12 protein-coding genes are annotated in these 14,559 nt (G+C 39.5%); all 12 read left to right on the top strand.

The window, feature by feature from the left end:
- Window positions 1-322 precede the first annotated feature (322 nt).
- Window positions 323-1,363 carry an L-erythro-3,5-diaminohexanoate dehydrogenase gene (kdd, locus tag LMF89_RS05895; protein WP_229534301.1) on the top strand — a complete coding sequence of 347 codons (1,041 nt, stop codon included), beginning with the start codon at window positions 323-325 and terminating at the stop codon, window positions 1,361-1,363.
- A gap of 2 nt (window positions 1,364-1,365) precedes the next feature.
- Window positions 1,366-2,385 (top strand): lysine 5,6-aminomutase reactivase subunit KamB, encoded by a 1,020-nt coding sequence (kamB, locus tag LMF89_RS05900; RefSeq protein ID WP_229534341.1) that lies wholly within the window; start codon window positions 1,366-1,368, stop codon window positions 2,383-2,385.
- Window positions 2,386-2,408: 23 nt separating this feature from the next.
- Window positions 2,409-3,884, top strand: coding sequence for a sigma-54 interaction domain-containing protein (locus tag LMF89_RS05905; protein WP_229534302.1), 1,476 nt, complete (start codon window positions 2,409-2,411; stop codon window positions 3,882-3,884).
- A complete protein-coding gene (kamD, locus tag LMF89_RS05910; RefSeq protein WP_229534303.1) occupies window positions 3,871-5,433 on the top strand; it encodes a lysine 5,6-aminomutase subunit alpha in 1,563 nt (520 codons plus the stop codon). The genes LMF89_RS05905 and kamD overlap by 14 nt, the downstream gene beginning before the upstream one ends.
- Complete coding sequence (kamE, locus tag LMF89_RS05915) at window positions 5,426-6,190, top strand: lysine 5,6-aminomutase subunit beta (protein ID WP_229534304.1); 765 nt, start codon at window positions 5,426-5,428, stop codon at window positions 6,188-6,190. The genes kamD and kamE overlap by 8 nt, the downstream gene beginning before the upstream one ends.
- Window positions 6,191-6,225: 35 nt before the next feature.
- Window positions 6,226-6,615 carry a 3-aminobutyryl-CoA ammonia lyase gene (kal, locus tag LMF89_RS05920; protein ID WP_229534305.1) on the top strand — a complete coding sequence of 130 codons (390 nt, stop codon included), beginning with the start codon at window positions 6,226-6,228 and terminating at the stop codon, window positions 6,613-6,615.
- A 1-nt stretch (window position 6,616) separates the two neighbouring features.
- Window positions 6,617-7,438 (top strand): 3-keto-5-aminohexanoate cleavage enzyme, encoded by an 822-nt coding sequence (gene kce / locus LMF89_RS05925; protein ID WP_229534306.1) that lies wholly within the window; start codon window positions 6,617-6,619, stop codon window positions 7,436-7,438.
- 366 nt (window positions 7,439-7,804) lie between these two features.
- On the top strand, window positions 7,805-9,304 hold the full coding sequence (locus LMF89_RS05930; protein ID WP_229534307.1) for an amino acid permease: 1,500 nt from the start codon (window positions 7,805-7,807) through the stop codon (window positions 9,302-9,304).
- Between the two features lie 72 nt (window positions 9,305-9,376).
- Window positions 9,377-10,657, top strand: coding sequence for a lysine 2,3-aminomutase (gene kamA / locus LMF89_RS05935; RefSeq protein WP_229534308.1), 1,281 nt, complete (start codon window positions 9,377-9,379; stop codon window positions 10,655-10,657).
- Window positions 10,658-10,688: 31 nt separating this feature from the next.
- Entirely contained in the window at window positions 10,689-11,339 is a 651-nt protein-coding gene (locus LMF89_RS05940; RefSeq protein WP_229534309.1) for a 3-oxoacid CoA-transferase subunit A, read from the top strand.
- A gap of 4 nt (window positions 11,340-11,343) precedes the next feature.
- Complete coding sequence (locus LMF89_RS05945) at window positions 11,344-12,003, top strand: 3-oxoacid CoA-transferase subunit B (RefSeq protein ID WP_304622596.1); 660 nt, start codon at window positions 11,344-11,346, stop codon at window positions 12,001-12,003.
- A 231-nt stretch (window positions 12,004-12,234) separates the two neighbouring features.
- Window positions 12,235-14,328, top strand: a complete 2,094-nt coding sequence (locus tag LMF89_RS05950; protein ID WP_229534311.1) for a glutamine synthetase III family protein — start codon at window positions 12,235-12,237, stop codon at window positions 14,326-14,328.
- The last annotated feature ends 231 nt before the right edge of the window (window positions 14,329-14,559 follow it).

Below are 14,559 nucleotides of genomic sequence, written 5' to 3' on the forward strand. Positions count from 1 at the left end.
TTTGGCAGATCGATGCTGATTTTTGGGCACTTGGTCTATGCGTATTTCTTACAAAACATTTAAAGTATGCCGAATTTTAGGCATTATTGATTCGTATAAGAATAGATACAGAGGAAATTCGCGGGGTGAGCAACTGTCTTAGGTTGGAACGTAATTTGCATAGTAGTCTGTTAGTGAAGCAATGCTTTGCGTTATCAATTTGATAGTTGGAGGTGAGTCAATAATCCCTATCTAAATTTTAGCCTGTTTGAGGCTGCTGAGTTAAAAATATTAAAAGAGGATTATATTTCAAAAAAATAGAATATATTGGAGGATAATTAATATGACAAAAATAGGTTGTCCTTACGGTACTCATCGAGTAATAGAGCCTCAAGGTGTTTTGCCTCAGCCTGCATGGAAAATTGATAATACCATGGAAATCTATGATAATGAGCTGCTAATTGAAGTTGATACCTTAAATATTGATGCGGCAAGTTTTACGCAGATCAAAAAAGGTGCCCAGAACGATATAGCTGTTATGGAGCGAATGATGCTTGATATTGTGGAAAAGCGGGGAAAACATCATAATCCTATTACTGGCTCTGGTGGAATGCTAATGGGAACGGTAAGTAAAATTGGGCCTGCATGGACAGGGAATGTACCCGTAAAGGTGGGAGATCGAATTGCTACGTTAGTTTCTTTATCATTAACTCCATTAAAAATTCGGAAAATTAGAAAAATTCATATTGAAAAAGAACAGGTTGAAGTTGATGCCCAGGCCATTTTATTCAGTAGCGGTATCTATGCAGTATTACCTTTAGATATGTCCCCATCCTTAGCCTTGGCGATCTTGGATGTAGCAGGTGCACCAGCACAAACTGCTCATTTAGTACGACCAGGGCAAAATGTACTCATCATTGGCGGCGGTGGCAAATCGGGTATGCTTTGTTTGTATGAGGCGAAGAAGAGAGCAGGAGTAACTGGCAGGGTGATTGGCATAGGTTCAAGTAAAGGCAGTTGTGATAGAATGCGGCATCTAGGCTATGCCGATGAAGTATTGCAAGTAGATGCTACAGATCCGCTGCAAGTAATGAAAGCTGTGTCTGAGGTTACGAACGGTCAGATGGTAGATGTCACAATCAATTGCGTTAATATACCTAATACTGAAATGGCCTCTATTATGGCTACAAAAGATAGAGGAACTGTATATTTCTTTAGCATGGCGACCAGCTTTACAGGTGCTGCTCTCGGGGCTGAAGGCATAGGCAAAGACGTAACTATGTTAGTGGGTAATGGTTATTGCCGAAATCATGCAATCGTTGCCTTAGAAACAGTACGAGAAAGTCCCATTCTCTGGCAAGTATTTCATGAGCTTTATGCTTGAAGATGATGTTAAATTGGAATGAATTTTTAATAGAAACTCCTAAGGTTTTAACGATTATTGGTATGGCGAAAAATGTAGGCAAGACAGTAACTTTGAATTATATGCAAAAAGCTTTATATGCACAAGGCATAGCCTTAGGACTGACATCAATTGGGAGGGATGGAGAAAGCTTTGATGCTTTGACTCATTTAGCGAAACCTTCGATTGTTGTGCAGCCTCAAACAATAGTGGCTACTGCTGAAAAGGTTATTATAGACCCGAACCTATGGGATTATCTCCAGCAAACAGATATTTGCACGCCTCTTGGTAATGTGGTTATTTTGAAAGCAAAGTCTGTGAATCAGGTAGTTTTGGCGGGACCAAGCAAAAATGAAGATGTAAGGCAATTATTACAATGTTTAACTCGCTGGGGAACAAGGTGTACACTGATTGATGGGGCCTTTGACCGGCAAAGTTCTGCTGATCCTTTGGTTAGCAGCCAAGTTGTTTTAGCTACTGGAGCAACCTTAAGCCGTGATGTAGAGGAATTACTTCATATCACTACATGTCGCGTAGAGCAATTAACGATACCAAAGTGCAACGATGATTATCTTAAACTATATCATCATTCAAAAGCTAAAGTGCTGGTGATTGGTCATAATCAATGTCAGGAACATTTTGTGAGTACCTCTCTCTTAAGTATTACGCAGTGGCTAACAATATTGGAGGACGATTGTTCTGTTCTTATTATTAAAGGAGCGATGGGAGAAGGGTTAGCTCAGGCTTTGCTAAAAAAACAACGGATTCCTATCGTAGTGGTTCAGGATGGTAGTAAAATTTTCATTACAGTTGGTTTATGGCGGCAGCTAAGAGCTCGTAATATACAGGTTCAGGCTGTACAGCCAATTTCTTTATTAGGGGTAACGATAAATCCAACCTATCCAGGAGGCAAAGGCATTGACCCAGGTGTTTTGCTTCAGAAGATGGGTGCAGCATTAGCGCCTATACCTGTAATGGATGTGGTACAAGAGAGAAAATTCTAATACTCGGTATTGGGGGGAGTAGATTGCTCAATGAATTAGACGGCAGCGATAGCTGTCTTGATTTAGTGTTAGATCGTCTTGATCAGGCAGTACATGTAATCAATTGTGAGGGAATAACAATTTATTACAACCAGACAGCGGCTGAAGTGGAAGGATTGCAGGCTACTGAAGTTATGGGAAAGCATGTTCTTCAGGTATATCCTTCATTGACCCTTGAAACAAGCAGTTTGATGGAGGTATTGGCTACTGGCAAGCCAGTATTGGATCAGCAGCAAACCATCGTAAGCAGGACAGGGCGAATCATTACGATTCATTACTCTACTTTTCCACTATACCGAGAGGGGATATTAGTGGGTGCTTGTGATTTGTCTCGAGATATAACAAAAATTAAAGAGATGTCAGATCGAGTGATGGATCTGCAGGCTGTGCTATTAGATAAAAAGTCAACCAACTTAAAAAAAGCAAAGAAGACCGAAATTAGTTTTGCAAAATACACATTTAACGATATTATTGGCAGTCATGATCTAATGGTTAAGCTTAAAGTAGTCAGTCAAAGAGTGGCATCGACTTCTTCTCCAGTGTTGGTAATTGGTGAAACAGGCGCAGGAAAAGAACTGGTAGTACAGTCCATCCATAATGCATCTTCTCGCAAGGACGGACCCTTCGTGGCGCAAAACTGTGCAGCTTTTCCTGCAACGCTGTTAGAAAGTATTTTATTTGGAACGGTAAAAGGAAGTTTTACAGGAGCGGAAGATCGTCCGGGATTGTTTGAGCTCGCTGATAGAGGAACTCTATTTTTAGATGAAATCAATTCTATGCCGATGGAATTGCAAAGCAAACTGCTTAGAGTTCTGCAAGATGGAACCTTACGCCGCTTAGGTGATAATAAGGTAAGAGAGGTAGATACTAGGGTCATAGCCTGTACCAATGTAGATCCTCAAGAAGCAGTACGTAAAAAGGAATTGCGCATTGATTTATATTATCGATTGAATGTGGTAGCGTTACAAGTACCTTCTTTGCGAGAACGCAAAAGTGACATTGCTGCCTTGGTGGAACATTTTATTATGATGTATAATGCGAAAATTGGTCGTTCAGTGCAAAAAATAAGTGAAGAAGTAGATCAGGCATTTTTAAAATACTCTTGGCCAGGAAATGTTAGAGAATTGCAGCATGCCATTGAGCACGCTATGAATATCGTATCCGGTCATATCATTGAAATCGAACATATTCCAGAACATTTGCGCAACTATGATGATGATCATAGTCGTGAAATATATTGTCAATTGAACGGCAAGAGCCTGCCGGAAATATTGGGGACTGTTGAAAGAAGTGCTCTCCTTCACGCTTTAGAAAGAAGTGAAGGAAATATATCAAAGGCAGCATTATCTTTAGGTATTCCTCGTCAAACCATACAGTATAAACTGAAAATATATGGACTGCTTAGAAGGAATAAAAAAGATGACTCCTTGTTAGGAGGGGATTGTATTGAAAAAACTTAATTTGAGCCAGGAGGTTATTGATCGCGGTCGAAAATATGCAAAACAAATTGTAGATCAGGTACAAGAGCATATTGATGCTCACAGTACAGTGGCAGTAGAACGATCTGTTTTAAGATTACTAGGGATCGATGGAGTTGATCAGGCAGGAGTACCATTAGTAAATGAAATCGTTGAAGAATTGCATAATGCAGGTGTATTAGGTAAAGGAGTCATGTATTGGTTCGTGAATGGGATGATTCATACAAAATTATCATCTCAGGAGTTGGCAGAGTGTATAGTAAATAAAACGATTCATTTACTAGAATTACCCAGAGTTCCAGAAGGTGAAATTGAAGAGGCAGCCTTGCAATTGGCTATCCGTTCCTTAGCGAAAATTAAAGAGCGTCGTCAAGAAAGAGAAGCATGGATTGCAAGTTTAGGCAAGGGACAGGAACCTATGTTATATGTTATTGTGGCTACTGGTAATGTGTATGAGGATGCGATTCAAGCGCAGGCTGCTGCTCGGCAAGGAGCTGACATCATTGCCGTTATTCGTACTACAGGGCAAAGTTTACTAGACTATGTTCCTTATGGACCAACTACCACAGGCTTTGGTGGTACATATGCGACCCAGGCTAATTTTCAGATTTTACGGCAAGCTTTAGACGAAGTAGGAAAAGAAGTCAATCGCTACATTTATTTGACTAATTATTGCTCAGGGCTTTGTATGCCCGAAATTGCAGTAATGGGGGCATTAGAACGTTTGGATGTGATGCTCAATGACTCCATGTATGGAATTATTTTTCGGGACATTAATATAAAGCGTACTTTTGTAGATCAGTACTTTTCTAGGTTAATCAATGGTTATGCTGGTATTATTATCAACACAGGGGAAGACAATTACTTAACTACAGCAGATGCCATTGAAAGTGGTCATACGGTTTTAGCCTCTGAATTAATAAATGAACAGTTTGCTTTTCGGTGTAATATGACCTCCGAGCAGCTCGGTCTTGGGCATGCTTTTGAAATCGACCCGCAAACCCCTAATGGTTTTATGTATGAATTGGCACAAGCACAATTAGTAAGAGAGGTTTTCCCAAAGAGCCCCATTAAATATATGCCACCGACTAAATATATGACAGGAAATATTTTTAAAGGACATGTGCAAGATACTCTGTTCAATGTTTGTTCCATCATGACAGGGCAGAGTTTGCATCTTTTAGGTATATTAACAGAAGCCATTCATACCCCTCTTATTCACGACCGATTTTTAAGTATTGAGTCTGCTAAATACGTTTTTAATAATTTGCGAGGAATCGCCGATGAAATTTATTTTCGTGAAGGCGGATTTATTCAGCAAAGAGCTCAGGAAGTATTGGAAAAGGCAGTTAACTTATTGGAAGAAATTGCTGACATAGGACTGATGCAAGCACTGGCATTAGGCTATTTTGCTGACATCTCGCGAACCTCTGAAGGTGGCAAAGGGTTGCAGGGAGTCATTGTAAAGGAATGCAGTTATCTCAATCCTTTTATTCCTCTCATGTTAAAAGGAGGAAACAGCAATGGTTGATGTACATCATGTTAAACCTTATGGTGATACCTTAAATGACGGCATGGTGCAGCTGTCCTTCACCCTGCCGATTCCTTTATCAAATGCAGCAAAAGAAGCAGCTAGGCAGTTGACTGCTAGTATGGGACTAGAAGAGGCAGCAGTTGCTCATGCTGAAGGGATTAGCGATACATTTAGCTTTTTCATTGTTTATGGGAAATGCAGTCATGGAGTAAATATTGCTGGGATTACGGTTCCTGAAGTTGCATTAGAGGTATTGTCCAAAAAAGAAATTGATGACTTTATTCGTACTCATCTAAACCGAAAACTTAATGTAGTGGGAGCTTGTATTGAAAGTGATGCTCACACAGTTGGGATTGATGCCATTATGAACATAAAAGGTTTTAATGGACATAAAGGCTTAGAAAGCTATCATGAAATTAATGCTGTAAATATGGGAGCGCAAGTGGCTTGTGAGGAAGTTATTCATAAAGTCTATGAAATTCAAGCAGATGCTATTTTAATATCTCAGGTAGTAACACAAAAAAATATTCATATTACAAATTTGACAAGACTCGTAGATATGCTGGAAGCGGAAGGTTTGCGGGATAAAGTAACTTTAGTAGTGGGGGGACCGCGAATTAGCCATGAATTAGCAAAAGAGTTAGGGTATGACGCTGGCTTTAGTTCCAATACCTATGCAGAGCACGTAGCGTCGTTTCTTGTCCAGGAAGTAAAACGCAAGAATGTGTGGGATAGCGGTAAGGAGACGGGTTGATTTTTAGCTAATAAGAGTCATAAGGAGAGGAGAGCATGGAAGACGTTTTAATACGGGTGCGAATGAGCGAACATGACACTCATTATGCAGGAGGATTGGTAAATGGGTCCCGAATGTTAGATTTATTTGGTGATGTAGCAACTGAATTATTAATTCGCAGCGATGGTGACGAAGGACTATTTGTTGCATATGACAATGTGGAATTTACAGCCCCTGTTTATGCAGGCGATTTTATCGAGGCGCGGGGCAAGATTATAAAGATTGGTAATACATCACGACGAATGGAATTTATCGCCACAAAAGTTATTTCATTAGATCAGGCTGCTCAGCATGAATCAGCAGCATCTGTATTAGCGGATCCCGTTGTAGTTTGTATCGCTAGCGGAACTTGTGTGGTTCCTAAAGAAAGGCAAAGGGGTGTATAATTTGGAGCCGCTTATCATTACCGTTGCCCCCGTAGGTGCAGAAGCAACTCGCCAAGACAATCCCAATCTGCCCCTTACCCCTGGAGAAATTGCCAATGAGGCGATACGGTGTGCTGAAAAGGGAGCTTCCATCATTCATCTGCATGTTAGAGATGAGGACGGAAAGGCTACCCAAGCGAGGGACATCTTTCAAGAAACCATTGCACTGATCAAAGAAAATAGTGACGTAATTATTCAAACCTCCACAGGTGGAGCATCCTGGATGACAGCCGACGAACGATTGCAGCCTATAGAATTAAAGCCTGAGATGGCAACATTGACCACAGGTACAGTTAATTTTGGTGAAGAAATATTTTCTAACCCGATGCCTATGGTTGAACTGTTTGCAAAAGCAATGGTGGCCCAGGGAGTCAAACCTGAAATTGAAGTATTCGAAGTGGGGATGATTTATAATGCACTGCGTTTAGTGCAAAAGAAAATCTTGCAGTTGCCTCTGCATTTTGATTTTGTGATGGGGGTTCCTGGAGGTATACCAGGGGAAGCTAGACATTTATTGTATCTAATAGAGTCCATACCTGCAGGGTCTACTTGGACAGTCGCGGGGATTGGACGTAGTGAGTTGCCTCTTGGGACGATGGCGATTGTTATGGGCGGACATGTGCGCGTTGGCTTTGAAGATAATGTGTATTATACAAAAGGTGTATTATCTGATGGTAACTTTCAACTAGTGGAGCGTATAGCAAGGATTGCAAAAGAAATAGGTCGACCAGTTGCTACTCCCGAACAAGCCAGAAGAATTTTAGGCTTGGATCAGATAAAGTAATTAAAATCGTATAACGCTTTCATCAAATAAAATAGCAGAAGTCATAAAAATTTTAGTAGTCACAATGCTGCCAAATTTTTATGACTTTTGCTCATTTTTAGGCGGATTGCTGAATTTTCAGCGATTACAAAATAGTTGCAAAGTGTAATAGTATCGCCCATCCTCGTCATGTAGTGCCGAAGATTAGTCATCTGAGGAAAAAACTAGGGACTTTTTCATGATAAATAAGCGACTGTTGTTGATACTGCTGCTGTTGGCATGTTTATTGCAATTCTTAAGAATAAGATCTAAAGTTCTGACTGGCACCACGGTCAAATAATTAATTAAAAATTCCAAATAATTAAATTAACAAAAGGAGTGAATCTCATGAATGCCGACCTGGAAACAGGGAAAATCCAAAGCCTTAGGGAGGAGACAGGTGTTGGAGGCAAAGAGGAATTAAAGCGAAGTTTAAAAGCCCGTCACATGAATATGATAGCACTTGGTGGTGCTATCGGCACGGGTTTATTTTTGGCAAGTGGTGCATCAGTCAGTACTGCCGGTCCAGGTGGCGCGCTGGTAGCTTATGGCGTCATTGGGATTATGGTTTATTTTCTAATGACTAGTTTAGGAGAAATGGCAACCTACTTACCCGTTCCAGGATCTTTCGGAACGTATGCAGCAAGGTTTGTTGATCCGGCTTTAGGCTTTGCAATCGGTTGGAACTATTGGTTAAACTGGGCAACCTGTATTGCAGTAGAATTAGTAGCAGGTGCCATCATAATGAAATTTTGGCTCCCTGATATTCCTGGTTATTATTGGAGTGGACTCTTTTTGGTCATTTTATTTGCTCTTAATTACTTATCAACAAGAGCATATGGTGAAAGTGAATATTGGTTTGCAGGTGCTAAGGTAATAACCGTTGTCATCTTTTTAGTGGTAGGTACATTGATGATTTTAGGGATTGGTGGAGGGGCTTCGCCAGGGTTCTCTAATTGGCAAATCCAAGAAGCACCTTTTGTTGGTGGATTTAGCGCAATATTGGCGATCTTCATGATTGCTGGTTTTTCTTTCCAAGGCACTGAACTGGTTGGCATTGCTGCTGGCGAAAGTGAAAATCCTGAAAGAGATGTACCAAAAGCAATTAATACGGTATTCTGGCGCATTCTCCTATTTTATATTGGTGCTTTAATTATTATTGGTTTTATCCTACCCTATACGGATGAAAATTTATTAAAAGGTGATGTGGAAAATGTTGCTGTCAGTCCCTTTACTCTAGTATTCAGCCGTGCTGGATTTGCGGCAGCAGCATCCCTAATGAATGCAATCATACTCACATCCGTGCTATCTTGTGCGAATTCAGGATTATATGCCTCAACTCGTATGCTGTATGCTATGGCAAAAGAAGGCAAAGCTCCTCGGATTTTTGGCAAAGTCAATAAACGCGGTGTTCCAACTAATTCTCTTTATGCTACTTCTGCTATTGGATTTTTAGCCTTTCTTTCCTCGTTAGTTGGGGAAGGTACTGCTTATACATGGCTGCTTAACATTACAGGAATGATTGGTTTCATTGCCTGGCTAGGTATTGCCATTAGCCACTATCGTTTCCGTCAAGCATTTATCCGGCAAGGACTTGATTTATCTCAACTTAAATATAAAGCAAAATGGTTCCCCTTTGGACCTCTATTTGCAATGGTACTTTGCGGTATCGTAATCATTGGACAAAATTATAATACCTTTTTAGGCGGAGAAGTAGACTGGTATGGACTAGCCGTGTCCTATGTGGGTATTCCTATTTTCTTAGCAACGTATCTAGGGTATAAGTTTTCTAAAAAAACGAAAGTAATCGCTTTGGAAAAAGTAGACTTGAGCAAGAATCTAGTTTGATACAGATCTGATTCCATTAAGAGTGAGTTTATAGAAAAAGAATGGAGTCAATTGGCGAAGGGAGTTTATAAAATGCGTGATTATCATGATATTCCTTTGTGGACCAATGTAACAGAAGAAGAATGGCAAGATTGGCGATGGCAAGTAGCGAATCGCATCACTTCACTCTCCATGCTAAAGCAGGTTATTCCATTAGTTCAAAAAGAAGAAGAAGGAATTTTAAGTTGCCTGCAAAGTCTAAGAATGGCAATCACCCCCTATTATGCAACGCTAATTGATGTTGAAAATGTGAATTGTCCTGTGCGTAAACAAGCAATTCCAACAGCAACGGAACTACAGTTTGGGCAATTTGATATGGCTGACCCTTTGCACGAAGATCAGGATTCACCTGTTACGGGACTTACTCATCGATATCCTGACCGAGTACTGTTTTTAGTCACGGATCAATGTTCTATGTATTGCCGTCATTGTACCAGAAGGCGGATTGCCGGAGTTTGTGATCAAGCACGTACGAAACAACAAATTGACAACTGTATTCAATATATAAGAGAAACGCCAGTAGTCAGAGATGTTATTTTATCTGGCGGTGATGCTTTTCTAATTAGCGATGAACTAATTGAATACATTCTGAAAGAATTACGGCAAATAAAGCACGTAGAAATTATCCGTTTTGGCACTCGTACACCTGTAGTTTTGCCGCAAAGAATTACTCCTGCCTTATGCACAATTTTAAAAAAATATCATCCAATTTATGTGAATGTCCATTTTAATCATCCTAAAGAAATAACAGAGGCTGCCAGTATGGCTTGTGCTTCTTTAGCTGATGCTGGAATACCTCTTGGCAATCAAGCGGTTCTCTTAAAAGGGGTTAACGATTGCCCAGAATTAATAAAAAAACTGATGCAGCAATTATTAAAGATAAGAGTAAAACCTTATTATATTTATCAATGTGATATGTCACAAGGCATACAGCATTTTAGAACACCCATTAGTTCGGGAATTCAGGCGATTGAATATTTAAGAGGGCATACTTCAGGATTAGCCGTTCCTACTTACGTTGTTGATGCGCCAGGAGGTGGTGGCAAGATCCCGGTTATGCCTCAATATTTAGTTTCTCAAAATGCTAGTAAAACCGTACTGCGAAATTATGAAGGCGTGTTTACAACCTATACAGAGCCAAAGCATTATGTAGATCCGGAAGCACCTTGTGAAGTATGCGGCGGTTATCATCATGATACAACAGTAGGCTTAGCAGGAATGTTAAGCGGTGATAAATCATTATCATCGATTTCATCAGTAGGAAGAAAGACCGATGCAAAAGAGGCGAATTCTGCATTATTGATTATGAAATGATGGATGGCTTATTGGAGGTGGAAGGTGATCTATGGTAAAGATTTGTACTGCAAACGAAGCTGTGAAGGATATTTCCGAAGGAATGTGTATTATGATTGGTGGGTTTTTAGGTGTTGGAACGCCTGATGGGTTAGTGCAGGCGTTGGTAGAGAAAGGCACGAAAAATTTAACGGTCATAACAAATGATAGTGCTTTTCCAGGAGTCGGTGTAGGTAAACTACAAGATAATAAGCAAATGTCCACATTATATACATCGTATATTGGTGGGCATCCTGAGAGTGGCAGATGTATGGAAGAGGGGGAGTTGAAAATTGTCTTAACTCCTCAAGGAACTCTTGCGGAACAAATTCGTGCTGGCGGTTCCGGTCTAGGGGGAGTATTGACTCCTACAGGGGTTGGGACAGTAGTAGAAGAAGGAAAATCCAAAATCGTGGTAGCAGATAAAACCTATTTGCTGGAAGAGCCTTTAAAAGCAGATTTTGCCCTATTAAAAGCATATAAAGCTGATTGTCATGGAAATTTGATTTACCGTTTTTCGGCTAGAAATTTCAATCCCTTAATGGCTATGGCTGCTAAGAATGTCATTGTTGAAGTGGAAGAAGTCGTAGCGGCAGGAGCAATTGAACCTGATAACGTGATAACTCCAGGAATTTTTGTCGATCTTTTGGTCAAAGGGAGGTAGCTTTATGGCTCAAATGGATAAACGCGTTCGTATCGCTAAACGGGTGGCTAAAGAACTGCATGATGGCGATGTCGTTAATTTGGGTATTGGCATGCCGACTCTAGTAGCAAATTATCTATCTCACGGAGTTTCTATTGTTTTACACTCTGAAAACGGATTCTTGGGAATTGGACCGGAGCCACAATCGGAATTGGCAGATAAGGATCTCGTGAATGCTGGAGGAAAACCTGTGACGATTCAAGAGAATGGATGTTGTTTTGATAGTGCCATGTCATTTGCTATTATTCGAGGCGGTCATGTTGATACCACCGTACTAGGGGCTTTAGAAGTAGATGAACAAGGTAATTTAGCCAATTGGATGGTTCCGGGAAAAAGAATTTCAGGCATGGGTGGAGCCATGGACTTAGTTGTAGGTGCCAAAAAAATCATCATTGCCATGGAACATAATAATAAAGATGGAACTGTCAAAATTGTAAAGCAGTGTTCTTTACCTCTCACAGCTCAGGCTGAAGTTGATTTAATTATTACTGATATGGCGGTTATTGCCGTTCAGAAAGATGGACTACATTTAATTGAAATTGCCGAAGATACTACATTAGAGGAAGTAGTTGCTGCAACAGGTGCCCAATTAATTTTTTCTGAAGACAATATTCGTATTTTTTAAAGATGACGATTTTATAGCTAGACAAAAAACATTTTTGTGCTATAATATTAATATAAATGAAAATTATGAGTCAACGATGACTCCTACCACTGAACAAGTGGAGGGGTCTGTTTTTTTTTGTAGCAATTGTGTTGCTGCATTAAAAAAATATCCAATCTGTCATCTTTTTTAGCAAGTTTTATTTAGAATAAACAGTAATGCGATATGAAAAATTGAGAGGGGTTTTTGCAGATGAGCAACTTAGGCCAAATTTTCGGTTCAAACGTATTTAATGATGCAGTTATGAAGGAGTGTCTTCCTAAAGCCACATATAAAGCTTTAAGGAAGACAATTGAAGAGGGACTTCCTTTAGATCCAGTAGTGGCAGATGTAGTAGCTAATGCGATGAAAGACTGGGCTCTTGAAAAAGGTGCAACCCATTTCACTCATTGGTTCCAACCAATGACAGGTATTACTGCTGAAAAACATGATGCATTTATATCGCCAACTTCTGATGGTAAAGCGATTATGGAGTTTTCGGGCAAAGAATTAATTAAGGGAGAACCAGATGCTTCTTCATTCCCATCCGGTGGTCTTAGAGCTACTTTTGAAGCCAGAGGATATACTGCATGGGATTGTACATCACCTGCATTTGTAAAAGACGATTCATTATGTATACCAACAGCCTTTTGCTCTTATACTGGAGAGGCTTTAGATAAAAAGACTCCGTTATTGCGTTCAATGGAAGCGTTAGGTAAGCAAGCATTACGTGTATTAAGAGCTCTTGGAAATACAACAACGAATAGAGTTATTACAACTGTTGGACCAGAGCAAGAATACTTTATTCTTGATAAGAAAACATATGAACAAAGAAAAGACTTAATATTTACAGGAAGAACACTTTTTGGTGCGAAACCTCCAAAGGGACAAGAATTAGAGGATCATTATTTCGGTTCAATTAAAGAAAAGATATCTGCCTATATGAAGGAATTAGATGAAGAGCTTTGGAAACTTGGAATTGCAGCCAAGTCTAAACATAACGAAGTTGCTCCTGCGCAACATGAACTAGCTCCAATATTTACTACTACAAATATAGCAACAGATCACAATCAGCTTACTATGGATATAATGAAGAAGGTTGCTTTACGACATGATCTTGTATGTTTATTGCATGAAAAGCCATTTGCTGGCATTAATGGTTCTGGTAAACATAATAACTGGTCTATGGGAACCGATGATGGAGTGAATTTATTGGAGCCAGGTCGTACTCCTCATGATAATCAGCAATTTCTTGTATTCTTATGCTCTGTTATAAAGGCTGTTGATGTATATGCGGATTTATTAAGAGTATCAGCTGCAAATCCAGGAAATGATCATAGACTAGGTGCGAATGAAGCTCCTCCAGCTATCATATCAATATTCCTAGGAGAGCAATTACAAGATATTCTAGAACAGATTGAAAATGGTGGAGCCACAAGCTCTAAAAATGGTGGTAATATGGAAATTGGTGTTACTACGCTGCCGCCGTTACCGAAAGATGCAACAGACAGAAACAGAACTTCCCCGTTTGCGTTTACCGGCAATAAGTTTGAATTTAGAATGTGTCCATCTTCAGCTTCCATCGCTGAACCCAATATAACCTTAAATACGATTGTGGCGGAAGTGCTAAACGAAGTTGCGGATCGATTAGAAAATGCTACAGATGCAAAAGCCGAAGTGAAAACAATTATTACTGAATATGTTACCAATCATAAAAGAGTGGTATTTAACGGTAATGGATATTCAGATGAATGGGTTGTTGAAGCTGAAAAGAGAGGACTTTTAAACTTAAGAACTACAGTAGAATCCATTAAGGCTCTTATTTCTGAAAAGAACATAGCAGTCATGGAAAAACATGCTGTATTGAGTAAAGTAGAAATGGAGTCCCGTTATGAAATCGCTCTTGAAAATTATATCAAAACGATTAACGTTGAAGCTTTAACAATGATAGAAATGGCTAAGAGACAAATACTTCCTTCTGTTATCAAGTTCGCCACAAACCTTGCGGTTTCAATAAATACAATTAAAGCTACAGGTGTAGCAGCGGATTTAACAGCTCAAACTGAATTGCTAACAGAAGTATCTTCGTTGACAGCATCATTAAAGAAAAATATTGCTGTTCTTGAAGAAACTGTAGAGAAGGCTACTAATGCTCATGGCGACACTTATGATCAAGCTTCATTATTCCGATTTGATGTATTTGAAAAAATGGCAGTACTACGCGAAGTTGTTGATACACTTGAAACTCTGGTAGATAAAGATGTATGGCCAATGCCAACTTACGGTGATCTGTTATTCAATATATAATCTAATAAATTAAAGGCCTGGCTTACACTGCCAGGCTTTTTTTGTGGCGTTCAGATCTGGGCGTTTGCTTGTTGATGTAAATCGTTATATAAAAAAACATCAGTATAATCTTTGTAATTTTTACTATTAATAGTATAATAGATTAAATAAAGAAAAGTTTTTAATAAGGAGGAGATATAATTACTTTAGAATCTATCATGGGTATAACAAAGTAAAATTATATTTATAATA

The sequence above is a fragment of the Pelosinus baikalensis genome (assembly GCF_020819555.1).
GTDB classification, from domain to species: Bacteria; Bacillota; Negativicutes; order DSM-13327; family DSM-13327; genus Pelosinus; species Pelosinus baikalensis.